The sequence below is a fragment of the Metabacillus arenae genome, from assembly GCF_014773385.1.
Taxonomy (GTDB): domain Bacteria; phylum Bacillota; class Bacilli; order Bacillales; family Bacillaceae; genus Metabacillus_D; species Metabacillus_D arenae.
Map to the genome: position 1 here is coordinate 26,611 of NZ_JACXAI010000010.1, position 25,118 is coordinate 51,728.

Below are 25,118 nucleotides of genomic sequence, written 5' to 3' on the forward strand. Positions count from 1 at the left end.
ATTAAACCAAACGAAGAGAATCCCAATTGAAAAGCTAAAATAAGAGTTGAAGTTTCTATATTTGTTGTTAAATAACAATGATAAACTTTAAAGCAGTATAATCGAAAAGATGTGTACAATTATTTTCCACTTTTTGTAATAGTCTGACAGATAGGTTGTGTTATAATTTTGCTGCAATCGTATGAATCATGCAAAAAACCTCTGCACGCTTCCATTTTATGATGGTTTAGGTTTTTGCTAAGGAAGTAATGTTTAGAGGATAGCCTATGGTCTATCTAAGGTTAAACGAAAGGAGGAAGAGTAAATTGAGCAACCGACGACTAGTTATTGCAGGAACAGGAAGCGGAGTTGGCAAAACAACTGTAACGCTTGGAATAATGGCGGCTTTAATGAAAAAAGGGTATATTGTTCAAGGATTTAAGTGCGGACCTGATTACATAGATCCGGCCTATCACACTTCTGTTACTGGCAGACCTTCTCGAAATCTTGATAGCTGGATGCTTTCTCATGAAACGGTTAAGGAAATTTATACAAATGGCAGTCAGGGAGCGGATATTTCAATTATAGAAGGTGTGATGGGTTTTTATGATGGGAAAAGTCCAAGCACAAATGTTGGAAGTTCTGCAGAAATAAGTGAAATTACAAAAAGCCCAGTTCTGTTAGTGGTGGATTGTGCTGCTATGGCAAGAAGTGCGGCAGCAATTGTGAAAGGATTTCAAACTTTTAATGAAGAGGCTAATATAGTAGGAGTGCTTGCAAATAAGGTTGGCAGCGAAGGTCACTATAAACTGGTACAGACAGCGATTGAACAGGAGTGCGGGATTCCGGTTATCGGCTACATTAGTTCAGATAAAGATCTGTTTATTCCTGAGCGACATTTAGGCTTGGTGCCTTCAATAGAACGAGGAGAGCTCGCTTCATTTTTCGAAAATCTTGGCCAAATCGTATCAAATACCGTTAACTTGGATTTGTTATATAAACTAGCTGAAGCGCCTGAACTACAATTGTCTACTTCAAAGCTTTTCGTCTCACGACCAAAAGAAGATATAAAAATAGCAGTTGCGAAGGATGCCGCATTTAATTTTTATTACCCGGAAAATCTTGAGCTCCTGGAAGCTTATGGGGCAGAGCTTGTATTCTTTTCACCGCTTAATGGCGAACCAATTCCTAAAAATGTGGATGGGCTATATTTAGGCGGTGGCTTTCCAGAGGAATTTGCTTCAGAATTAGCTTCCGATCGAAAGGTAAAAGACTCAATTCGAGCAGCAATCGATATAGGGATGCCAACCTTAGCTGAATGTGGAGGATTTATGTATTTGAGTGAAAAGATCTGTACAACGGATGAAGAATCTTATCAAATGGTTGGGGTAATTCCAGGTGAAATCAAAATGCAGAAACGGCTTGCTGCATTAGGTTATCGTGAAATAGCTGGAGAGGATGAAAACTATTTGCTTCCAGAAGGTCTCATTGCGAAAGGACATGAATTTCATTATTCCACCTATGAGACGGACTCAACTCACTGCTATGCCTATCAAACAAAAGGTATTTCTGGGACAAATCGAGAAGGTTATATGAAAAAGAATCTTATTTCAGGTTATACCCACTTCCACTTTGCCTCATGTCCTGAGATGGTGACAAACTGGATTACAGCATGTAAGGAATGGAAAAGCAGTTGAGCCATTACCTTTTAGTGGCAAATGATGAGAAAATAAACTGTTAGAAGGTGAGAAGAAATGAAAACAGAAAAAGAAGGACTTGTTCTCGTCTATACAGGTGATGGGAAAGGGAAGACTACAGCTTCACTTGGATTAGCCGTTCGAGCAACAGGGAGAGGGAAAAAGGTAATCATCATTCAGTTCATCAAATCCCCAGAACGTACCTATGGAGAAAAGATTATCTTTGATCGGCTTGGGATTAAAATGATCCAGATGGGATCGGGTTTTACATGGACGAAAACACCTGAAATTCATCGTAAATCCCTGCAAGAGGCATGGCAAATGGCGAAGGAAACGATTCAAGCCGGTGAATATGATGTTGTTATTCTCGATGAATTGAACAATGCGTTAGCCATTGATCGTTTCCCTATCGAAGATGTACTTCCATTAAAAGAAGTCATCGATGTCATTGAAAACCGTCCATACCCTATGCATATTGTCATTACCGGCCGTTCAGCTAAAAAAGAAATCATTGAGAAGGCTGACTTGGTTTCAGAAGTTACCCCGATTAAGCACTATTATGACGAAGGAATTCCTGCTGTTAAAGGGATTGAGTTTTAACAACCCTATTTGTGATCTGGTTTATGATGACAAACTCTCGCCCTTGTTGATTTAAAATAAAGATCGACCCTGATTTAATTATCAAGACAACTAAATCGTAGAAAGTCATAAAAAATAAAGGGTGATACATATTAGACATGGTTATAATATGTATCACCCTTTTACTTCTTTCTCAGTAATCGCACCCGTTTTACGACATAGTCTAGTCGAGTTTCTTTCTCGCTTTTCCATTGTCATGCTTAGATACTAAAATAAGACTCTATGGAGTTCCTCATATGATTTACGAGTGTTATCACCTCGGAGTCCAGTCCTTCCCACTTATCAATATACTCTCCGCGATACGCTTTTCTGGCTAAATCGAGTAAATTCGCATGTTCTTTAGGTAATCGAGGTATAGCCCATTCTGCAGCCACATCTTTTGGGGAGATTTCACCATCAGCCACTGTCTGCCACATTCGAGCCAGAGTTAAAATCACATTACGTTCATCCCCCTTAATCCCTTCAATTAATTCTGGCAAAGATTCCTTAATTGCCCTTCGAATATCTGTTATCGGAACGGGGTCAAGTATATCTGAAGCATCAGGACCAAATAAAGGGATGCTATTCTTTCGTGCTTGTGCTAAGACAATAGCCAAATCAGGGTCATAGGCTGGTTCTGGGATTTGTCCTTTTTCAAACTCACTCCTAAGCCATTCACCATAGATGAATTCATTTTTTGGAGGATACTGCCAGGGTACGACATCTTCATAATTTATAACTGTGACTTCAAGCGGTCGCACAGAATCTGTATTACCTATCTTTCCAGATATAAGCATTAGTCTGTCTGTTAGTTTTTTTCGAGTTACTTCAAATAAGCGATGATTCACGACCACTAAGATATCCACATCACTGTTAATGCGTAAGCCACCATTTACTGCAGAACCAAATAGATATACCCCGGCTATTGAACTTCCAAGCAATTCCTTTACGATTTTTAATGCTTGAAGCGCTTCCTTTGGTATTTCTTTATTAGTCAGATTGTTCATCAACTATAAACTCCTCTATTCAATATCCAGCTTAAATTTTAACACACAATATTCCGCAAACCCCAAAAGAAATTGGTTAGATTGTTATAGAATATATGATAAAATTGGGAAAAAAATAGTACTGACTTTGAAATACATAGATACCCTCTCGTAAAATAGAAGGAAGGAACGGGAGTATATGAAAATAAAAGTAAATCACAAGTTGATAAAAGAAATGTGCGGTATAGTCTCCTTCAAAAGAGGAGTATCTTTTTATCGAGCGAATAAAGTAACATTTAACCAGTATAGCCCTGATTTCTGTGAAGCCACCGTTAATGGGACGGAAGACTTTCATGTCATAATTGAAAGAGATGCGATTGGGGACATTCAGACGAAATGCAGCTGTCCTACGCTAGCAAATTTTCCAAAGTATTGCCAACACATTGCGGCCGTTTTATTAGCTATTTATGAACATCAACGACAAGGAACGTTTCCTATCGGTGTACAAGGCCAACAATCCAATGATAGAGAGCTAACAGAAGGCTTCATGGCGCTCTTCAATGACAGACCAACTCGAACAAGTGGACATCAACTTCATTTTGAAAAAAGAGAAGTGCTTGATGTCATGTTTACCTGTAAACCGATCTCGATTGGGAATGGTCAGAACTTGTTTGGAATGCAAATAGAGGTTGGTCATACGAAGGTACAAAATATTCGAGACTTTCTACAGGACGTAAAACAAGGGGAACCTAGTACATTATCCCCTTCATTTAAATATACCCCCTGCCTTCATTGCTTTTTAAACGAATCAGATGAGGTTATTCATCAGCTTATCCGGGTCGTCCATGATGAAAAGGCCTTTCTAGAAGCAATACCGAACCTTTCGGACTATACAGCTAGAAATCAAACATTACTTATTCCACCATCCTCTTGGGTGGAGCTCGTCCCTTTACTTACAAAGACCCCATTTGTTAAGCTTGAGCATAATGGTCATTCCTTTGAGAGCTTACGAATTGTGGACGGACCGCCTCCTATACAGTTTATATTTGAAGAAATCGAAGGCGACGATTACCAATTGACGATCAAAGGATTTGACCGAATGGTCGTTTTGAATTCCTATAGTTCTGTATTTTGTGACGGAAAAGTCTTTCGGTTAGAAGGACAGGACTGTGAACGATTATCTGAGCTAAAGCAAATGCTGGCATCTCCGGGGGCGAATCATATTCCGGTTTCACATGAACAAATCGATTTTTTTCTAAATAAAATCGTACCAGGACTGAAAAAAATTGGCGATGTCCACCTGTCTAAAGCGATATCTCAGAAGTTTATGAAAGCACCACTTGTTGCCAAGCTTTACTTGGATCGTCTGAAAAATCGACTGCTTGCAGGACTAGAGTTTCAATATGAAAATGTCGTTATTCAACCATTAGAAAGCCGAGTCATCCCAACAGGACCAATGATCATAAGGGATCTGGAAAAGGAAGAGGAAATCCTTCAGCTCATGGAGGAGAGCGGGTTTTCCAAAACAGATGGCGGTTATTATATGCAAAATGAAGCACTGGAGTATGAATTTTTATATCATGTTGTTCCAAAGATTCAGCAACTCGTTCAAATTTATGCGACAACAGCTGTTCGAAATCGCATAGTGAGAGAGAATGCTCATCCAAAAATTAGAGTGAAGATCAAAAAAGAACGCACAAATTGGTTGGAATTCAAATTTGAGATGGATGGTATAGCTGACAAACAGATTCGGGAGATATTAGCGGCCCTAGAAGAAAAGCGGAAATACTACCGCCTTCGAAATGGATCACTCCTATCTCTCGAGACGAAGGAAATGGATGAAATCCATCGTTTTCTCAATGCAGTTCCAGTTCAGGATGAAGAATTTGAAGTTAGTCTAGATATGCCTATTATTCAAAGTTTTAAATACCTTGATGCTGTTGATAATAGCCAAATCTACACGGTAGAGGAATCGTTCCGTCATTTTCTTGATCATTTACTTAACCCAGGTAACTTGGATTTCGAGGTGCCACAAAAATTAGATAGCATATTAAGAGACTATCAAAAACGCGGATATAAATGGATGAAGACACTTGCCAGCTACGGATTTGGTGGTGTTCTAGCCGATGACATGGGGCTTGGTAAAACGTTGCAAAGTATTACGTTCATTGTTTCTGAGCTTTCAAGCATTCGAGCTGGGAGGCTCCCAATTCTCATTTGTTGTCCGTCATCCTTAACGTATAACTGGTTACATGAAATCATGAAATTTGCTCCTGATCTTCAAGCGATTGTCATAGACGGGAATAAAGCGGATCGACAAGAGCTGCAAAAGGATATCAAAGATTTGGATGTCATTATTACATCCTACCCGTTACTACGTCGTGATATCAAGTGGTATGAGAACCAAACGTTTCATACTGTTTTCTTTGATGAAGCACAGGCGTTTAAAAATCCAGTGACCCAAACGGCTCGAGCTGTTAAAAGGATACAGGCAGATCATCGTTTTGGTCTTACAGGAACACCGGTGGAAAATTCACTTGAAGAGCTTTGGTCGATTTATCATGTTGTCTTTCCACAGCTATTCCAAGGATTAAAGGAATACAGCTATCTTCCAAGAAAAACAATTGCTCGAAGGGTTCGTCCATTTTTACTTCGGAGAATAAAAGAGGATGTGCTTGCCGAATTACCTGAAAAAATTGAGTTGCTTGAATCAAAAGAGCTGCTACCTGAACAAAAGAAGCTCTATGCAGCATATTTGGCAAAGCTGCGACATGATACATTAAAGCACCTCGACAAGGATACCATACGAAAAAATCGTATTAGAATTTTAGCGGGATTGACCCGATTGCGACAAATTTGTTGTCACCCTGCCCTGTTTGTAGACGGCTACAAGGGAAGCTCAGCAAAATACGAGCAGCTGCTGCAAATAGTAGAGGAATCAAGACTTTCTGGAAGAAGGGTGTTGATATTCTCCCAATTTACGAAAATGCTTGAGCTGATAGGTAGAGAGATAACAAAGCAAGGTCAAAAGTATTTCTATCTTGATGGACAAACCCCTTCAGAGGAACGGGTGGAAATCTGCAATCGATTTAATGATGGGGAGCGAGATTTGCTTCTTATTTCTTTAAAAGCAGGAGGTACAGGACTGAACCTAACAGGTGCGGATACAGTCATTCTATATGATCTTTGGTGGAATCCTGCGGTCGAGGAGCAAGCGGCAGACCGAGCTCATCGAATTGGTCAGAAAAAAGTTGTACAGGTTATCAAGCTCGTTGCCCGCGGCACAATTGAAGAAAAGATAAACGACCTCCAAGAAAGAAAGAGAGATTTAATTGCAGACATTATCGATTCAGAAGAAAAACCATCAGCAACTTTAACCGAAAAGGATATTCGCGAAATTTTTGGGGGATATTAGATTTTTTAAAAGATAAAAATAAAACTATTTCACAGATCAGAGATGGAGTGCTACAAAGCAAGTATTTGTAGCATTTTTTAATTGTCTTTGAAATGAAAATTGATGTGCTTGGAGAAAAGCCTTTATTTAGAGTGACTTAAAACCTCTATGTTGCCATAACTCAAACAAATGCACCTTAAAGGTGCTAAGTAACTAAGCGCAGCAAAACAGCAGTTGCGCAACAGCAATGAAGGAAAAATTCGCGTAATGACGCTATTTTCCCCATTGTAGAGGTGATTGAGGAACTGCTATAGAATGATAATTAATAGATTTTCCAGTAGGATCGGAGGGATACTTATTAAAAATTTAATGACGATTCCAGAAATTGCAAAAGAATTAGATATACTGGAATCAACCGCAAGATATTAGAGATAGCTTTACAGACTATGTCCCTTCTGTTGGTGAAGGGAGAAAAAAACAGTATCGTCTTGAAACTGTGTAAGTGATGCGGTTCATTGGGGAGGGTTTAAGCGCAAGCTAACCGCAACGGAAATAGAGAACGGTCTAAGCCAGATGTTTCCTAGAAATTTTGACATAGAGCAACCAACCGCAAGGACAACAGCAGTAGCGCAACACCAATCAGAAAATAAGGTAAAACAGTATGCTTTACAACTCCAAATGGCACTCGAACAAATGGGTAAAACCATGCAAGTGATTGATGATCAAAAAGTAGAGATTGTGAAACTGCGGAAACATGTTACTGATGTAGAAAAGAAGCAGCAAGATCAACAAGAATATATAAATAATAAACTCGAAAAACGAGATCTAAAGTTAGTCCAGTCATTTAGAGAGTCTCAAGAAACGAAAAAGTTGTTATTAGAAGTTCAAGAACAAATAGCAGCTGCACAAGAAGAAAAGAAAAAAGGCTTCTTTTCAAGATTTTTCAAGTAAATCTTGTTAAACTAACAAGTAGAATTGTTCAAAAAGATAAAAGGGATTGTGATTACTTGTTAAAAATTCTACGTTATATTTTATCAGTGGTAGTTATTTTATTTGCTGCTTATGGACTAATTATTCAAAATTTTAAATATAACCATATTATGATGTTTTTCTTAGGTTTAATGATGTTAGTTATGGGATTAGAAGAATTCCAAAAAGAGAGAAAAGCGTATGGTTGGTTATTTTTTGTTGTTTTTTTATTTTCATTATTTGTATCAATAAAGGGTTTTTTATTAAACTAAAAAGTGCTTTAGTTTAATAAAAGATTGCATAAAACCCGACTTTTTTATGCAGCTGCCAGGCTTCTAAAGAAGCCAAAAACGTTGATAAATCAACAATGTATAAAATCCTGCATAAACGAGTAAAAACAGAAAAGAGCCAATCCCATGGTGACAGGGTTTGGCTCTTTGGCTTACTTCTAAAATGGGCATTATGTTAACTGAACTTGAATAGGGTATACATTTGTTTCAATAATCATAGAAATGTTTACTATACGGGCTGTTATCCATTATTTGTTGTATAAGGTTGGTTATATATCTAACACTGAGTGAGTCAAGGTGCATAAAATAATATTATCCTGTATTTAGGAAAGGAATTGTATATATGGTTTTTTCATATAAAAACAATATTTTTAATAGTAAAGCCGCAATATTACTTGCAGCAATGAGCTATCAGACATATCCATTCTTTTTAGAAGGGAAACTTATCTTACCAAAAGGCTTTAAACTTCGATATACCATTCGTGCTTTTGCTAACGTAGAGGATCCTACGGAATTAGTATTCGGTTTTATTGCCGAGTCACAAGATCAAATCATTATAGCGTTTAGAGGATATGCTACATATCCTGCAGATCTTTTAGCAAACTATGACATATTTCAAGTTCCCTATCCTTTTGTTAGAAATGGGGGGAAAACCTCACGTGGATTTACATGTCTTTATCAATCAACAAGAAACAATTTAATCAGACAATTAAACAAACTATCTGCATCAAAAAAGCTGTTTGTTACCGGACACAACTACGGAGGCGCTTTGGCGACGTTAGCTGCTTTAGATATTGCAGTGAACACCGGGTTTGAGAATCCTTTCGTGTATACGTATGGCAGTCCGCGTATCGGAGACCCTGTCTTTGCTTCCCGATTCAACCAAGTGGTAAAAAATAGTATACGAATTGTAAATATTCATGACTCTTTTCCTACTTTTCCGGATAAAGAGTACCCACCTCCTTTTACAGAGGAAGGTTTATACTATCAACATGTAAAAACAAAGTATCCAATCTCTTTTCAGTTAAATAATACGCCTCGTAATGATGAGATTGGCTGCTATTTTAAATACCTCAGCAAAATGAATCCTGATTTTTCCAAAGCATTATGCGATGAAAATCCGGGTTTTTGTCCCGATACCGAAATGTGTGTTCCGTTTCGAGGAATATGCAAGCGTCTGAAGCCTTGAATATTAGAAAGGAGTCACATATATGGATAGTTCAGGTATAGATGTTATTTATAATAGTGAAGATGCGATATTGCTTTCGGCCATGATATATCAGTCATACCAACTCTTTGAAAAGGAACCACTTGTCTTGCCAAATGGATATAGCCTCCGATATACCATACGAGCTCTTGCTGGTGTCGAGGAGCCGGAATCGGAAGTATTTGGTTTTATTGCCGAGTCACAAGATAAAATCATTGTAGTTTTTAGAGGAACCCGAACATTTAAGGACAATGAGTCGGACCAAGACTTGTATCAAGTACCATATCTGTTTGTCAGAAATACAGGAAAAACCCATCGCGGATTTACCTGTATTTATCAATCGGTAAGAAACGACTTGATCAAAGCTTTAAACAAGCTTTCTTCCAGATCGAAAAGACTATTTGTCGCTGGCCACAGTTTAGGAGGAGCTTTAGCCGTATTAGCTGCTTTTGATTTTGCGGTAAACACCAGGTTTAAAAATCCTTTCGTGTATGCGTATGGCAGTCCGCGTGTCGGAGACCCTTACTTTGCTTCACGCTTCAACCAAACGGTAAAGAAAAGTATTCGTATTTTCAATGTCCATGACATTATTCCTACTTTACCGGCTCAAGCGTATCCGCCTCCGTTTACAAAGAAAGGGTTATACTATCGGCATGTACACAAGAAGTATCCTGTCTCTTTCCAGCTGAACAGTTTACCTGTTCGCAATCATGAGATTGTCTGCTATTTTAAAAACCTCAGCCAACAGAACCCTGATTTTACCAAAGTATTATGTGGTGAAAACCCGGGCTTTTGTCCCGATACGGGATTATGTGTTCCGTTTATAGGAATATGCGGTGAGAAGACATCCACAAACAATGACAAGAAGTAATGGGATTGAGTAATTCATTGAATATTATTTTATGAAAGATTTTAATATCAAATATTTTAATAGGTTTAATTGTAGCTTTATCGACCTTCTTTCTTTAATGCCGATAATCCATCATTATGTAAACTAGATTTGTATAGAGTATTCATTTTTAAAAAGGGTTTGATTGCCTTTTTGGGGAGATACAATTCAGAAAAAATAACTTAGATCAAATTTTTAATCCATGGATTTTTATCTAGGATTAAATGACTTACAATCATAGACAACAAAAAATCAGTTGTAGGATTTGCACTTCCATTGCTGATGCTCTTAGAGAAAAGGAAGTGGAGTTGGTAAGTATTCAAGATCGATACAAGTACAGATGCTGGAAAAAGCGATCTAATTTATAGACCACAAATTTACGCCTGAACGTATCATTCAATAAGCTAGTTTCTTGCAAGATAACCAAGGGAAATGGGGATATTCACTTGCTCGGCTACTTTTTATTTTTTAGTTTAAATCTTTACTATTCGTTTCAATGACTTTTTTATACCAATAAAAGCTATCTTTTCTGTAACGCTTTAATCTTTTTAAGTCATTATCAGATCGATCTACATAAATTAAACCATATCGCTTTCCAATTCCTTCTCCAACGCTTACGACGTCAATTGCAGACCAAGGGCAATAGCCAAATAACTCAAAGCCTTCACTTATGGCTATTTGACACTCTTTAATGTGCTCTCTTAGATAATCAATCCGATAATTATCATGAACTTTTCCGTCTTCCATTAGTTCTTCTACTGCGGCACATCCATTTTCCGTGATGATAAGTGGAACATTATACTTTTCATATAAATCTCTTAAAGTTGCTCGTAAACCAACTGGATTGATTACCCGGAATTGTCCTTGCTCAATGTGAGGATTCACTACTTCTTGAGCAATCCCTACCTGTTTTTCACGAGCTATTTTTTTCATAAAACTTTTACTTACATTGTATTTTTTAGCTACATCTTCAGGGACAGTATATAAATCGTCTCCCTCTGGATAATATTTCATTGTATGCCCGCCTTAGTAGTTAAAAGCAAGGAAATCAGGTTTTGCATTTTTAAAAAGTTCTAAATCTCCTTCTTCCAACGTTGGCGCTATGTCCCGCTCCTCAAGTAAAGCCTACAAGGCTTTTGGATAATATCCTTTAAGTTATGACACGTCGAAAATACCTTGTTATTCTATTGAAGTTGTAAATAAAGAATTCCAAAAGCTTGCTGAAAATAAAGCAAGCTTTTGGAATATTTAATTGATACTTATTGCACACCTGTTTTGATTAGCCACGGACTTTTTCTTCTTATCTGGTGCTTTTGTCGAATTCTCGTTTAACCTGATTAACATCGAAATAATAACAAGAATTCCTACCGAAATCATTAGCAACAATAAAGAAGATCCGCCATAGTCTTAGGGTCAATCCGCCCGAGAAGGTTAAAGAACAACCTTCCAGCCGGCTCGCCAGAATGCTTGTCGCCGAAGGACTAGCGCCTTGCGTATTTTCAAATGTCTCACTAATTTAGGTTAGTCCACCACTATTAGCTTGGCGACGGGTCTTTTCATAGAAAATCTATTTTTTAATTATTTGATAAATTCTAAAAAATCCATTGAAAAATAGTCAAAGGAATGATTTAATAAACCTAACAGTTATCAGTTTTCTTAAAAAAGGGATTTTTTTCGGTGTAAAAAGAAACGGTGTTTGTTATTGCAAAACAATTAGGAGGTGCAATTTTGATTGCAATCGACCTTTTATCTGAATTGAAGGCTATTTTAAATGATGATCAAATAGTGGTTGGAGAAAACCGCACTCATCCTTTAGGGAATAGCGGAAAAGTAAAGGTTTTTGCAAAATCAGAAGAAGATATACAAAATGTCTTGAAATTTGCGAACAATGAGGGATTAAAAATAGCAGTGGCAGGAGGCGGAACGAAAAGAGGATTCGGAGGAATCACAGATTCTGCTGATCTATTACTCTCATTAGAAAAGTACAAAGGGATTGTAGAGCATACTGTAGGAGATATGACGATAACCGTTAAGTCTGGTACTTCATTCAAGGAATTACAAGAGTATTTGGCAGCTCACAATCAAAAAGTATCACTAGATCCGGCTTGGCCTGATTTCTCTTCAATTGGGGGAATTATTGCAGCGAATGAAAGCGGCCCCAAGCGTCTGGGCTATGGATCAGCAAGAGATGTGGTGATTGGATTAAGAATGGTTTATCCAGATGGCACCATAATTCGATCAGGCGGAAAAGTTGTGAAAAATGTTGCAGGTTATGATATGAACAAGCTTTTTATAGGTTCGATGGGTACATTAGCCGTTTTATCTGAAGTAACTCTTAAACTTCGTCCGCTTCCAAAATATGAAAGTCTTGTTCTATTATCCTTCCCTGATGGAAAGATAGAGGAATTACGGTCATTTGTCATCAAGTTACTGGATTCTGTAATGGAACCTACTTCTCTCGAATTGTTAAGTCCATCTTTATCAAAAAAATTAACGGGAAAACACCTTTATACACTGGCGATCAGCTTTGAAGATGTTGAAAGCTCTGTCCATTATCAGGAGAATTTTGTTAAGAATATTCAGTCTGACCAAACGGAACTAGCCATTTTTCAACAAAAAGAGACCCAGTTATTTTGGGAAGCGTTTTACAAAATCTGTCCAAATGGTGCGATACCTTCATCTGAAGAAGAATTAGAAGCAGCAGTAAAAATAGGTGTGAAGAACATGGATGTACCTCAGGTTATAAGAGAATGCGAAACTTTAAGAGATTCTTACAATTTAGAAATAAGTACACATGGAGGCCTTGGCCACGGCCTGTGTCAGGTGATTTTAAAAGGGGCAAGCGAGGATGTCGTCACAGCAATCGGTAGGCTCCGGATTTTTGCAGCACAATTGGGTGGATATATGGTTGTTAAACATTTGCCATTGTATCTACGGCGAAAAGTCAATGTCTGGGGTGACAATCCGTCTTATTTCGCCTTATTAGAAGGCATTAAATTAAAAGTCGACCCAAACAGAGTTCTTAATGATAAAAGATTCGTGGGAGGGATCTAAAAGTGGGTTTAAGAGAAACGGGTTTAATTGCAGACCCGCCATGCTCAACCAAAGGCATAAGCAATTATCATTGGAGCGATCCGCCAGATGAAAACAAGTGGGCAGATTGTGTTCATTGCGGAATGTGCTTGGAGTCATGTCCTACTTATGAATTGACTGGACAGGAGCAGCATTCTCCTCGTGGCCGCGTCCATCTTATTAAGTCTGTTGCTGAAGGAAAGCTTCAAGTAAATGAGCAGTTTTTGGATCCTGTCTTTGCCTGCTTAGACTGTCGTGCTTGCACAACAGCTTGTCCTGCTGATGTAGATGTGGGCGGTCTGATTGAAGAGGCACGCGGGCAAATTCGTCAAGCAATGCCGCTGAAGGGATGGAAGGGAACGGTTAGCAAATTTTTCTTGAAAGGTTTGTTTCCGCATCATAAGCGGTTAAATTCAGTAGGGAGCCTATTGAAGTTTTATCAAAAAAGCGGTGTTCAAAAGGTTGTGAGAAAAACAGGGCTTATGAATGTAATGCCTCAGCATTTAGTGGAAATGGAAGCGATTATGCCAGAAGTAAAAGAGCCTGTGCGTAAAAAGTATAAAAGTGAAAAAGTGATACCGGCAAAAGGCAAGGTAAAGGGAGAGGTTGCGTTTTTAACTGGCTGTGTCATGGATGTAATGTTTAGTGATATTAATGAAGCTACTATTAATGTATTAACAAGAAACGGGAACAACGTGAAAATTCCTCAAAATCAAACGTGCTGCGGAGCTCTTCATGTTCATGCCGGTGACCGCGACACAGGAAGAGAGCTAGCGAAAAGGAACATTCATGCCTTTAAAGACGCCGATAAAGTCATTGTCAATGCAGCGGGCTGCGGCTGTATGTTAAAGGAATATGCTGAATTGTTCCGTGAAGAACCGGAATGGCACAAGAAAGCAGAAGAGTTTTCTGCAAAAGTAGAGGATATTTCAAAATATCTTCATGATACAGGTTATGAAAAACCTAAAGCAGAAATAGATACAAGAATTACGTATCACGATGCATGTCATCTAGCACATGGTCAAGGTGTAAGACAAGAACCGCGTGACATCCTCCTTGATATTCCAGGAGTGAAAATGGTACAGATGCCGAACTCTGACAGGTGCTGCGGCAGTGCAGGAATTTATAATATTACGAACCCGGAAATGGCTGGAGCCGTATTAGAAAGCAAAATGGAAGATGTCCCTGAGGACGTTGAAATGATCTCCATGGGAAATCCGGGCTGCATGCTTCAAATGGCAATGGGTGTTCAAAAGTACGGGAGGAATCAAAAAGTGGTTCACACCATTCAGCTGCTGGATTGGGCCTACCAAAAAGAGGATGGCATAAAGGGGGGAGAGTAATGCCTTTTAAAAAAGAAGTAAAAACAAGAGACCGCCATGTCAAAAACCTTGCGCAAATAGTAGGAGGAGCCCAGTCAATCCTATACCATAAAGAGGATTTACTTGCTTACGATTGTGATGGCTTTACAATCCATAAGCATTTGCCTAGAGCAGTTGTATTCCCAAAAACCACACAGGATGTGGCGGCAATAGTAAAATATTGCTCGGAAAATAAATTGCCTTTTCTTGCAAGAGGAGCAGGTACTGGTTTAAGCGGCGGTGCAATTCCTCTAAACGACGAGGTAATTATTAGCTTAGTAAGAATGAAGAGGTTGTTAAGTGTCGATCTTGAGAATCGGCGCGCCGTAGTAGAACCGGGTTTTGTCAATCTGAAATTAACGAACTCTATTTCTGATAAAGGATATTATTATGCACCAGATCCATCAAGCCAGTATTGCTGTACGATCGGTGGAAATGTCGCTGAAAATGCCGGTGGAGCACATTGTCTTAAATATGGTGTAACAACCAACCATATCTTGGGGCTGGAAATTGTTTTACCAAATGGAGACATCATTGAAATTGGGGAAAACGGGATTCCCGATTCACCAGGGTATGATTTACTTGGCCTGCTAACAGGTTCAGAAGGAACGCTAGGAATTGTCACAAAAATAACCGTTCGTATTCTGAAAAATCCAGAAGCCAAACAAACGGTGCTTGCTTATTTTGATAAGGTTTCTGATGGAAGTCAAGCTGTATCCGATATTATCTCAGCAGGTATTGTTCCGGCTGCTCTTGAAATGATGGATAAAACAGCGATTAAGGGGGTAGAGGCAGCGGCATTTCCTGTTGGCCATCCAAAGGATATTGATGCATTGCTTTTGATTGAAGTGGACGGAATTTCTGCGGGCATTGAAGAGCAGATTAATCAAATACTTGAGGTATGTAAGAACCGGAATGTTCGTGAAGTAAAGGTAGCCCAAGATGAAAAGGAAAGAGCAAGCTGGTGGGCGAATCGCAAAACTGGATTTGGTGCAATGGGTGCCATTTCTCCGGATTATTTGGTACAGGACGGGGTAATCCCGCGCAGCAAGCTGCCTGAGGTACTTCAAAAAATTAACAAAATCAGCGAAGAGTCTGGATTACGCATTGCGAATATATTTCATGCAGGAGATGGAAATTTGCATCCGCTCGTTCTTTTTGATGCGAGAATACCCGGCCAAACCGAAATGGCCTTAAAAGTTGGGAGCGCATGTTTGCAAGTATGTGCAGAAGTTGGCGGAACGATAACAGGTGAGCATGGTGTTGGAATTGAGAAAAGAGAGGAGATGCGCTTTGTATTTACAGATGAGGAAATTAAGGCGCAGACAGATATCCGCGAAGTCTTTAATCCTGATAATTTATTAAATGCAGGAAAGTTATTTCCGACTCCTGGTCGATGTGCAGAAATAAAAAATGAGATGAAGGCAGCTGCCACCTCTTAATAGTGGAAGAATCACATGCATTTTACAATTTTTTAAACAAATTTAAAAACAATGTTTTGTAATAGCGAACAAGATGGTTAGCATGAATTTACTTTGTAAGTGCAGCTAGTTTAAAAGATTAGAAGATAAATTAAAGGAGGAAACAAATGATGAATAACTATGTGAAAGCAGGTAATCTCCAAGTTTCGAAAATACTTTATGACTTTATTAATTTAGAAGCCTTGCCTGGCAGCGGGGTTGATCAAAAGCAATTCTGGGCTGATTTAGAGTCTCTAGTTAAGGATTTAACACCTAAAAATAAGGAGCTTTTAGCCAAGAGGGATGAAATTCAAGACAAACTGGATACATGGCATCGGGAAAATAAAGAAAATATGGAATTTGCCAAGTATAAAGGGTTTTTAAAAGAGATTGGCTATCTTGAGGAGGGGGTTGAAGATTTTCAAATTACAACTGAGAATGTCGACAGTGAAATTGCTCTCCAGGCCGGTCCGCAGTTAGTAGTACCTGCAAATAATGCCCGTTATGCTATAAATGCTGCCAACGCTAGATGGGGAAGCCTTTATGACGCACTTTACGGAACAGATGCTATTAGTGACGAAGGCGGGGCAGGCCGGGAAGGTAGTTATAATCCACTTCGCGGTGAAAAGGTCATTGAGTTTGCAAGAGAATTTCTTGATCAAGCTGCAGCCTTGAAAGATTCCTCCCATAAAGAAGCTGTGAAATATGCAATTGTTGATGGTAGGCTGTCTGTTACGCTTAGTAATGGATCAACGACTGGACTTAACGAGGCAGAAAAGCTAGCTGGATATCAAGGACACCCTGAAAACCCTACAGCTGTATTGTTAAAAAATAATGGACTTCATTTTGAAATCCAAATCGATAGCAATCATTTGATCGGCAAAACAGATAAAGCGGGGATTAAAGATATCCTGTTAGAAGCGGCGATTACGACGATCATGGATTGCGAGGATTCCGTGGCTGCTGTAGATGCGGAAGATAAGGTGCTGGTTTATCGTAACTGGTTTGGGTTAATGAAAGGAGATCTGGCCTCAATTTTTCAGAAAGGGGATAAGTCAATCACACGAACCCTTAATCCTAATCGCACGTACACTGCGCCTCTCGGCGGGGAAATAACTTTATCTGGACGTTCCCTTATGTTTGTCCGAAATGTTGGGCACCTAATGACAAATAATGCGATTTTAGATCAGGAGGGCCACGAGATTCAAGAGGGCATTTTGGATTGTGCAATAACCAGCTTATTGGCGAAACATAGCATCTTAGGGAATGGCCGATATCAAAATTCTGAAAAAGGCTCTATTTATATCGTTAAACCAAAGATGCATGGGTCTGAAGAGGCAGCTTTTGCTAATCAGCTTTTTAACCGAGTTGAAGATATGCTAGGTCTGGAACGCCATACGATTAAAATTGGTGTGATGGATGAAGAACGACGAACTTCATTGAACTTGAAAGCGTGCATTCGCCAAGTTAAGGATAGAATTGCCTTTATTAATACAGGATTTTTAGATCGGACTGGCGATGAGATTCATACTTCTATGGAAGCAGGCTCTATGGTTCGAAAAAATGACATGAAATCAACAAGCTGGCTGCAGGGATATGAAAAATCAAACGTCAATATCGGATTAGCCAGCGGCTTCCAAGGCCGGGCTCAGATTGGTAAAGGAATGTGGGCTATGCCGGATAGGATGGAGGATATGCTGAAGCAAAAGATTGGCCAATTAAAAGCGGGTGCCAATACAGCTTGGGTTCCTTCCCCAACTGCTGCTACATTACACGCTCTTCACTATCATCAAATTGATGTAACAGATGAACAAAATAAGCTTATAAAGGAATCAAAAGATTTACAGGATGCTATTTTGGAAATTCCTTTGGCACCAAATATAAGCTGGAGCAAAGAAGAAATTCAGGAAGAATTGGAGAACAATTCTCAGGGGATTCTCGGCTATGTTGTCCGCTGGGTCGAACAAGGTATTGGTTGTTCAAAAGTTCCTGATGTTCATGATATAGGGCTGATGGAAGACAGAGCTACTTTGCGCATATCAAGTCAGCATCTTGCTAATTGGCTTCATCATGGAATCTGTACGAAAGATGAGGTGTTGGACACCTTACAACGAATGGCAAAGGTAGTAGATAAACAAAACGCCGGAGATCCCGCCTATCAACCGATGTCCGAAAACTATGAAAACTCAGTCGCATTTCAAGCTGCCTGCGATCTAGTCTTCAAGGGCTATGATCAGCCAAACGGGTATACCGAACCAATCTTGCATCGCCGCCGCTTAGAAGCTAAGGCAAAGTTTGCTGTAAAACAATAACTTGGTCAGGGGCTTAGGAGGCCCCTTGATAATGGATCTTTTATGAGAAAGTCCTAACTAGCAAGATTGTATTAACTCTAGGAAACCAATATTTCTTGTTTGAAATGGAAGACTCTTACTATTCCTTCAGGTAGTTTAAGGAATAGTGAAATAACCATTAACCTGAGGAGATGAGACTATGAAAAACATTCGGGAAAAGGCACTGGAGCTTCATAAGCAATATAAAGGAAAATTAAGTGTTAATGTTAAGGTACCTGTTGAAAATGCGAATGATTTAAGCTTAGTATACTCTCCAGGTGTTGCAGAGCCTTGTAAAGAAATTTATGAGGATCCTGACAAAATCTATGATTATACGATTAAAGGAAACTTAGTAGCTGTTATTTCAGATGGATCAGCTGTATTAGGCTTAGGAAATATTGGTGCTGGAGCGTCGATGCCGGTTATGGAAGGGAAAGCAGCATTATTTAAGGGATTTGCTGATATCGATGCGATCCCGCTTTGTATCAACACACATGATCCTGAACAAATTATTCAAACAGTAAAATTATTAGAACCAACTTTTGGCGGAATTAATCTCGAGGACATTTCAGCCCCAAATTGTTTCATCATAGAAGAAAGATTAAAAAAGGAAATGAACATTCCTGTTTTTCATGATGATCAGCATGGAACAGCTATTGTAACAGCGGCCGGATTAATCAATGCTTTAAAAATCGTGGATAAACGCCTTGATAATACCAAGGTTGTAATTAATGGTGCCGGGGCTGCCGGTATCGCTACTACAAAGCTGCTGCTTAATATGGGCGTACACGATATCATCTTATGTGATTCAAAGGGTGCCATTTACGAAGGCCGCCAATATGGAATGAATGCCATGAAAGAATCTATTTCTAAATATACGAATAAGAACAAAGTTGAGGGTCTGTTACAGGAAGTGATCAAGGATACGGATGTATTTATTGGATTATCGGTAGCTGAAGCGGTGACGCCGCAGATGGTCCAGTCAATGAATAGAGATCCGATTATCTTTGCAATGGCAAACCCAATTCCGGAAATTATGCCGGCCGTTGCGCTGGCTGCAGGAGCCGCTGTAGTTGGAACAGGCCGTTCCGATATGGCGAATCAGGTAAATAATGTGCTTGCTTTTCCTGGCATATTCAAAGGAGCACTTGAGGTCTTTGCTTCTGAAATTAATGAAGAAATGAAGCTCGCGGCTGTTTTTGCGATTGCAAACCTAATTACACGTAAGGAGCTCAAACATGACTACGTTATACCACGGGCGTTCGATGAGCGAGTTGCAGATGCAGTGGCAAGAGCTGTTGCAGAGGCAGCGATAAAAACAGGAGTAGCCCGTAAAAAGATGGTTAAACAAGAAAAGATTATTTGAGGAGGCTATGATAAAGATGAAATTTACTAGATTTATGATTAATTCTTCCGTTTCTAAAGGAATTATTACGGAAGATACAATCAGAGAAATTAAAGGTGATATTTTTGGCAGCTGGGAATATACAGGTACGGTCATTTCAAGAAATGAAGTGAAATTTCTTGCACCTATTGAGCCCAATCAAGTCATTGGGATTGGAGCAAATTATGTTTCAAAAGCTGAAGATCTTCCTCAAGAGCTTCCAGAAATACCAGTATTTTTCTTCAAGCCTGCTTCATCAGTTATTGGTCCTGAAGAAGAGATTGTGATTCCAAAAGGTATAAATCAAGTCAAATTTGAATCTGAATTAGCAGTGGTTATTGGAAAAGAAGCTAAAAATGTGCCTGAAGCTGATGTGTTAGATTATGTGTTTGGTTATACAATAGGCAATGATGTAACAGCACCGCAATTTTTTCATCAAGACGGTCACTGGACTATCGGTAAGTCGTTCGACACCTTTACCCCTTTAGGTCCTGTAATTGAAACAGATCTTGATCCCTTTAACGTAACAGTTAATGCTAGCCTAAATAATATTGAAAAACAAAACAGCCCAACAGATTTAATGATTATTCCTATTCGTAAAATGGTTTCTTATCTTACAAATGTAATGACGCTTAAGCCGGGGGATATTATTTTAACAGGAAGTCCTGTTGGAGCTGAATTAGTAGGACCAGAGGATATCATAGAATGTATAATTGAAGGAATTGGCACGCTTCGAAATACATTTGTATCCGCAAAGGAAAGTGCTGAAACTCATTAATAGGAAGAGAAAGGGAACGTGCGGTATTAATAATTTGGTACTCCAGCTGTTTCATAAAATGGCCGAGTTTGTCTAAGCTATATATTATCTTCCCTTTCGAACGAGATGGCTCCACCATATATTTTAATGGGTTTTGCATGTTCAAATGCCCGGCAATAGGTGTGATATAATACATTTTAATATATCTTCCCCCTCGAGGTGAGTGTAATGGAAAGAGAGAATATGGTAAAGTCTGTAAGCCGGGCGTTGGATATTATCACTCTTGTAAGTACTAAAAAAGGCGGTTTAGGTGTTACAGAGATTGCTGGCCAAATTGATATTAATAAAAGCTCTGTTTATCGAATTCTTTCAACACTTGTTCAATATGGATATGTTGAGCAAGATAAAGAAACCGGCCGATATAAGCTTGGATATAAATTTTTAGAGGTAAGTTCAAAGCTTTTAGAATCTATTGATCTGAGGGCAGAGGCAAGACCTTACTTACAGGAATTGGAAAATATAACCAACGAAGTGATCCACATGGTTGTATATGACCAAGGTGAGGTTGTTTATATTGAAAAATTAGAGGGAAATGAAACGCTGCGAATGCACTCCAAGGTCGGGAAAAGGGCACCGATGCATTGTACATCTGTAGGAAAAGCGATTCTCGCTCATCTGCCATCTGCGGTGGTGCTGGATATTCTTGAGCGTAAAGGGATGCCGATGCATACAGACAAAACGATCACCAGCAAAGAAGAGTTTATGCAAGAGCTGAATCAAGTGAAGCAAAAGGGATATGCCCTTGATTTAGAAGAAAATGAATATGGAATTACATGCATAGCAGTGCCTGTTTTTGACCATTTAGGAAAAGTCATTTCAGCTGTTAGTATTTCCGGACCAACCATTCGAATGACGGAAGAAAGGTTGAACCAGCTGAAAAAGAAAATGATCTTTATTGGTAAACAGATTTCAGCAAGGCTTGGATTTGGAAGCAAAACCAGTTAAATACACTATTTAAAAATTTGTTCGAATGCTTTGAAGGAAAGGTATATCGGACAAATTTTTTTGGGTAAGTGTTTTAATAAATTTTCAAAATATTCTTGAAGTGATGCGGATACTTTGTATAATATAAATGTGGTTGAATTATGTTATATAACAATTTCATATAGTTGTATAACAATGTTCCTTCATCCGCAACAAAGGGGAATGTGATTTTCTATTAAGAAACAAAAGGGGGAAATTGTATTATGAGTACAAGTGTGTTAGCTTTGCTATCATTGTTACCCATCCTTGCAGTTGCCATTTTTTTAGTTGGTTTAAGATGGCCTGCAAGTAAAGCCATGCCAATTTCATATCTAGTAGCAGTAATACTGGCGTTGTTTATTTGGAAGGTACCAGGGGAAACAGTTGCTGCAGCATCAGTGAATGGTTTAGTTGTAGCCGGTACCCTGTTATACATTATTTTTGGAGCAATCCTGCTTCTAAACACACTCCAAGAAAGTGGAGGAATTAAAACAATTCGTCAGGGATTCACAAATATATCTGCAGACCGGCGCATTCAGGTGATCATTATTGCCTGGTTATTTGGATCTTTTATTGAAGGGGCTTCCGGATTCGGTACACCGGCTGCTGTTGCCGTCCCGCTATTAGTAGGGCTTGGTTTTCCAGCAATGGCTGCTGTTATTGCTGGAATGGTCATTCAAAGCACTCCTGTTTCCTTCGGTGCGGTTGGTACTCCTATGCTTGTCGGGGTTCAAACTGGTTTATCGGCAGACGCAAGTATCACGGACAATTTTCTTTCTTTAATCACTGCCATCGGGGGGCAAGTTGCTATTTTACATATGATTGCCGGCACTCTTATCCCATTGTTTGTAGTTGCTTTAATGACAAGGTTCTTTGGGAAAAATAAATCATTTTCAGAGGGCGTTAAAGTTTGGAAGTTCGCCTTGTTTGCCGCTTTTTCGATGACAATTCCATATGTCATTGTTGCAAACGTTCTAGGACCTGAGTTTCCTTCTATGGTCGGCGGATTGGCAGGTCTCGCCATTGTAGTGTATGCAGCCAAGAAAGGATTTCTCATGCCTCCAAAAGAAGAAGTTTGGGATTTTGAAGAAAAATCTAAATGGGATCCAGAGTGGATAGGCAAGCTTGAGATCAAGGACATTTCCCACAAAAACGGAAGCATGAGTATGGTACGTGCTTGGACACCATATATTTTAGTTGGGGTATTACTTGTATTATCAAGACTGAAAACGCTTCCTATAATGGGTTGGCTCCAATCATGGAATGTTGCCATCCCTAATATGTTTGGCTCGGAAATCACAGCAAGCTTTCAGCCTTTATATTTACCCGGCACCATCTTTATTGTTGTTTCAATGATTACCTATTTTATCCACGGCATGAATGGAAGCGTATACAAAACAGCCTGGTCCCAATCTGTCAAAACAACTGTCGCGGCCTCAACAGCTTTAGTCTTCACTGTTCCTATGGTTCAAGTATTTATCAATTCAGGTGGCGGAGCGGCCGGCTTTGAACAAATGCCAATTGAATTGGCAAATGGAGCGGCCGCTTTAGCTGGTGAGTATTGGCCGTTCTTCGCAACGTTTATCGGGGGAATCGGTGCATTTATTGCAGGCAGCAATACAGTAAGTAATATGATGTTTTCCTTATTTCAATACGACGTTGGTTCTCAAATTGGCGTTAATCCGACATGGATTGTAGCTCTTCAGGCAGTAGGTGGTGCGGCTGGAAACATGATATGTGTTCATAATGTCGTAGCAGCATCCGCGGTAGTAGGGATTGTCGGGAAAGAAGGAATAGTTATCCGAAAAACCTTGCTCCCATTTGTGTATTATGCTTTATTGTCAGGGGCAGTTGGCTATGCCATAGTATGGTACTCACAAAAAGGAATCTTTAATCTCGGCTCCTTCATCGCAGCAGCAATTGTTCTCGCAGCAACATACATTATTGCTACAAATCAAAAACGCGCAAATTTACTACTCCACAATTCATCAGCAGATATCAAGTCAGTTAAATAAAATTCATGGGTTGCAGCTTTACAAATATAACTCTAACTCCTATTTAATGAAGGTCATGGCTTATATTAGGAAATGAAAAATTTCAGCCTCGATAATGAATGATAGAAGAGGTTTACGCCTTTTATGCGCCTATTTAATTGGACAAAGTTCGAAGTAACAGGGCTCTGAAAGGGGAAAACCAAGCCTTATTGACATCACGATTATTAAAGAGGGGGACTGTATGACAATCTAGTCTGACCAGATGTTTATTTATGAGTATTTTTTCAAATCTTCAAGGTTTAAGAATAATTTTCTCATATGGATTCCTTAAATAGAAATCATAAGGTAATATGGTTACCAACTGATGTCTAATTGGGAATCTTTTTTTGTAGAAGAAAACTATAAACCATGGCAGGATTTTGTTTCCAAGACTAGTAAGATGTATTCTGAATTTGTATCAAAGTTTTGGTTAATAGTTAAAAGTGGTTTGCGAAGATATCAAAAAATAAACATTATTTTTAGAACGCTATGATGCGTCGATTAAGTGGAGGAAATCATTTGGAAAAGATCATGCAAGTAATTCAAGATATTAAACCGCTGGATATACGGTCAATGGAGGAAATGAGGAACTGCTTAAATAACTTAACTAAACCATTAGGCAGCTTAGGAATGTTGGAAGAACTTCCGATAACGCTTTCAGGCATTGCCGGCCATGCGGCTCCAAAAGTAGACCGAAAAGCAATCGTTGTTATGTGCGGGGATCATGGAGTTGTAAAAGAAGGTGTCAGTGCATATCCTCAAGCGGTAACTGGCTTAATGATGGATAATTTTGTACGAGGCAAAGCAGCGATTAATGTACTCGCACGCCAGGCAGGTGCTGAGGTTCAAGTTATTGATATTGGAAGTATGCTGGAAGAAGTGCCGAAAGAGATTATCAAGAAAAAAGTGCGGTATGGAACAGATAATATGGCAATCGGCCCAGCTATGTCGAAAGAGGAGGCTGTTCAAGGGATACATATAGGTATAGAAACTGCCTTTGACTTGGCTGATCAAGGTATTGACCTGCTTGGAATAGGGGAAATGGGGATTGGAAATACAACCCCTGCCAGTGCCATGACAGCAGTTTTTACAAGCATATCTATTTCTCAATTAACAGGCAGGGGTACCGGGATAAATGCCGCAGGTTTAGACAAGAAAATAGAGGTGATTGAAAGAGCAATTAAAGGAAACAACCCAAATCCGATGGATCCCCTCGATGTTCTTTGTAAAGTAGGAGGATTTGAAATTGCAGGACTTGTTGGAGTATTGTTAGGAGCGGCAGCTCGCAGAATCCCAGTTGTTATTGACGGGGTTATTTCTGGAGCAGCGGCATTAGCTGCATACCGGATCGAACCTCTTTCCCGCGATTACATGATTGCTTCTCATTTATCAGCAGAACCGGCACATCAATTCATTTTGAACGAACTTGAACTAAAACCTCTACTAAATTTAGAAATGAGACTTGGGGAAGGAACAGGCGCTGCCCTCGCATTTCCATTAATCGAATCTTCAACGCGGATTTTTAGGGAAATGGCTACATTTGAGGAATTAGGCATACCTGCACATGTGGAAAATTCTAAAGAGAAGAATGAGGCTTGAGGTCGCCGATCCAAATTGATTTTGATGAGACAGAAAAATGGAGGAAACAAAACATGAAAATATCTGGATG

At 39.2% G+C, this 25,118-nt stretch carries 18 protein-coding genes; 16 read left to right on the forward strand and 2 right to left on the reverse strand.

What is annotated here, in order from left to right:
- Nucleotides 1–305: 305 nt before the first annotated feature.
- Both IC621_RS09455 and cobO read left to right on the forward strand, forming a co-directional pair.
- Nucleotides 306–1,676, forward strand: a complete 1,371-nt coding sequence (locus tag IC621_RS09455) for a cobyrinate a,c-diamide synthase (protein WP_191158050.1) — start codon at nt 306–308, stop codon at nt 1,674–1,676.
- Nucleotides 1,677–1,733: 57 nt separating this feature from the next.
- Nucleotides 1,734–2,276: a cob(I)yrinic acid a,c-diamide adenosyltransferase gene (cobO, locus tag IC621_RS09460; protein ID WP_191158051.1), complete on the forward strand. Its 543-nt coding sequence runs from the start codon at nt 1,734–1,736 to the stop codon at nt 2,274–2,276.
- Nucleotides 2,277–2,515: 239 nt separating this feature from the next.
- Here the strand turns inward: cobO and ant(9) are convergent, their stop codons facing one another.
- Entirely contained in the window at nt 2,516–3,301 is a 786-nt protein-coding gene (gene ant(9), locus IC621_RS09465) for an aminoglycoside nucleotidyltransferase ANT(9) (protein WP_191158052.1), read from the reverse strand.
- A 178-nt stretch (nt 3,302–3,479) separates the two neighbouring features.
- Between ant(9) and IC621_RS09470 the strand changes: the two genes are divergently transcribed.
- The 5 genes from IC621_RS09470 (at nt 3,480) to IC621_RS09490 (ending at nt 10,011) form a co-directional block, all read left to right on the forward strand.
- Complete coding sequence (locus IC621_RS09470) at nt 3,480–6,695, forward strand: DEAD/DEAH box helicase (protein ID WP_191158053.1); 3,216 nt, start codon at nt 3,480–3,482, stop codon at nt 6,693–6,695.
- A 552-nt stretch (nt 6,696–7,247) separates the two neighbouring features.
- Entirely contained in the window at nt 7,248–7,625 is a 378-nt protein-coding gene (locus IC621_RS09475; protein WP_191158054.1) for a DUF3967 domain-containing protein, read from the forward strand.
- Nucleotides 7,626–7,681: 56 nt separating this feature from the next.
- Entirely contained in the window at nt 7,682–7,915 is a 234-nt protein-coding gene (locus IC621_RS09480; RefSeq protein ID WP_191158055.1) for a DUF3953 domain-containing protein, read from the forward strand.
- 361 nt (nt 7,916–8,276) lie between these two features.
- Nucleotides 8,277–9,122, forward strand: a complete 846-nt coding sequence (locus IC621_RS09485) for a lipase family protein (protein ID WP_191158056.1) — start codon at nt 8,277–8,279, stop codon at nt 9,120–9,122.
- Between the two features lie 22 nt (nt 9,123–9,144).
- Nucleotides 9,145–10,011, forward strand: a complete 867-nt coding sequence (locus tag IC621_RS09490; protein ID WP_191158057.1) for a lipase family protein — start codon at nt 9,145–9,147, stop codon at nt 10,009–10,011.
- 486 nt (nt 10,012–10,497) lie between these two features.
- Here IC621_RS09490 and IC621_RS09495 read toward each other — a convergent pair whose 3' ends face one another.
- Nucleotides 10,498–11,043 carry a family 1 glycosylhydrolase gene (locus IC621_RS09495; RefSeq protein ID WP_191158058.1) on the reverse strand — a complete coding sequence of 182 codons (546 nt, stop codon included), beginning with the start codon at nt 11,041–11,043 and terminating at the stop codon, nt 10,498–10,500.
- Between the two features lie 714 nt (nt 11,044–11,757).
- Here IC621_RS09495 and IC621_RS09500 point away from each other — a divergent pair.
- The 9 genes from IC621_RS09500 (at nt 11,758) to cobT (ending at nt 25,048) form a co-directional block, all read left to right on the forward strand.
- Complete coding sequence (locus IC621_RS09500) at nt 11,758–13,083, forward strand: FAD-binding oxidoreductase (RefSeq protein WP_191158059.1); 1,326 nt, start codon at nt 11,758–11,760, stop codon at nt 13,081–13,083.
- Between the two features lie 2 nt (nt 13,084–13,085).
- Entirely contained in the window at nt 13,086–14,444 is a 1,359-nt protein-coding gene (locus IC621_RS09505) for a (Fe-S)-binding protein (protein ID WP_191158060.1), read from the forward strand.
- The gene (locus IC621_RS09510) at nt 14,444–15,904 is read left to right on the forward strand and encodes an FAD-linked oxidase C-terminal domain-containing protein (protein WP_191158061.1); all 1,461 of its coding nucleotides are present in this window, start codon (nt 14,444–14,446) and stop codon (nt 15,902–15,904) included. Before IC621_RS09505 ends, IC621_RS09510 begins: the two co-directional genes overlap by 1 nt.
- A gap of 149 nt (nt 15,905–16,053) precedes the next feature.
- Nucleotides 16,054–18,234, forward strand: coding sequence for a malate synthase G (locus tag IC621_RS09515; protein WP_191158162.1), 2,181 nt, complete (start codon nt 16,054–16,056; stop codon nt 18,232–18,234).
- A 178-nt stretch (nt 18,235–18,412) separates the two neighbouring features.
- Nucleotides 18,413–19,618: an NAD(P)-dependent malic enzyme gene (locus IC621_RS09520; RefSeq protein ID WP_191158062.1), complete on the forward strand. Its 1,206-nt coding sequence runs from the start codon at nt 18,413–18,415 to the stop codon at nt 19,616–19,618.
- 16 nt (nt 19,619–19,634) lie between these two features.
- Complete coding sequence (locus IC621_RS09525) at nt 19,635–20,414, forward strand: fumarylacetoacetate hydrolase family protein (protein ID WP_191158063.1); 780 nt, start codon at nt 19,635–19,637, stop codon at nt 20,412–20,414.
- Between the two features lie 207 nt (nt 20,415–20,621).
- Nucleotides 20,622–21,398 (forward strand): IclR family transcriptional regulator, encoded by a 777-nt coding sequence (locus IC621_RS09530; RefSeq protein WP_191158064.1) that lies wholly within the window; start codon nt 20,622–20,624, stop codon nt 21,396–21,398.
- Nucleotides 21,399–21,640: 242 nt separating this feature from the next.
- A complete protein-coding gene (locus tag IC621_RS09535) occupies nt 21,641–23,431 on the forward strand; it encodes an L-lactate permease (protein ID WP_191158065.1) in 1,791 nt (596 codons plus the stop codon).
- Between the two features lie 537 nt (nt 23,432–23,968).
- Nucleotides 23,969–25,048 carry a nicotinate-nucleotide--dimethylbenzimidazole phosphoribosyltransferase gene (cobT, locus tag IC621_RS09540; protein WP_224752431.1) on the forward strand — a complete coding sequence of 360 codons (1,080 nt, stop codon included), beginning with the start codon at nt 23,969–23,971 and terminating at the stop codon, nt 25,046–25,048.
- Nucleotides 25,049–25,118: the final 70 nt, after the last annotated feature.

Excerpts from the sequence above, each read along its gene's own strand:
- cobO (WP_191158051.1), top strand. The coding sequence starts at position 1,734 with ATGAAAACAGAAAAAGAAGGACTTGTTCTCGTCTATACAGGTGATGGG.
- IC621_RS09470 (WP_191158053.1), top strand. The coding sequence starts at position 3,480 with ATGAAAATAAAAGTAAATCACAAGTTGATAAAAGAAATGTGCGGTATA.
- IC621_RS09475 (WP_191158054.1), top strand. The coding sequence starts at position 7,248 with ATGTTTCCTAGAAATTTTGACATAGAGCAACCAACCGCAAGGACAACA.
- IC621_RS09485 (WP_191158056.1), top strand. The coding sequence starts at position 8,277 with ATGGTTTTTTCATATAAAAACAATATTTTTAATAGTAAAGCCGCAATA.
- IC621_RS09490 (WP_191158057.1), top strand. The coding sequence starts at position 9,145 with ATGGATAGTTCAGGTATAGATGTTATTTATAATAGTGAAGATGCGATA.
- IC621_RS09495 (WP_191158058.1), bottom strand. The coding sequence starts at position 11,043 with ATGAAATATTATCCAGAGGGAGACGATTTATATACTGTCCCTGAAGAT.
- IC621_RS09510 (WP_191158061.1), top strand. The coding sequence starts at position 14,444 with ATGCCTTTTAAAAAAGAAGTAAAAACAAGAGACCGCCATGTCAAAAAC.
- IC621_RS09515 (WP_191158162.1), top strand. The coding sequence starts at position 16,054 with ATGAATAACTATGTGAAAGCAGGTAATCTCCAAGTTTCGAAAATACTT.
- IC621_RS09520 (WP_191158062.1), top strand. The coding sequence starts at position 18,413 with ATGAAAAACATTCGGGAAAAGGCACTGGAGCTTCATAAGCAATATAAA.
- IC621_RS09525 (WP_191158063.1), top strand. The coding sequence starts at position 19,635 with ATGAAATTTACTAGATTTATGATTAATTCTTCCGTTTCTAAAGGAATT.
- IC621_RS09530 (WP_191158064.1), top strand. The coding sequence starts at position 20,622 with ATGGAAAGAGAGAATATGGTAAAGTCTGTAAGCCGGGCGTTGGATATT.
- IC621_RS09535 (WP_191158065.1), top strand. The coding sequence starts at position 21,641 with ATGAGTACAAGTGTGTTAGCTTTGCTATCATTGTTACCCATCCTTGCA.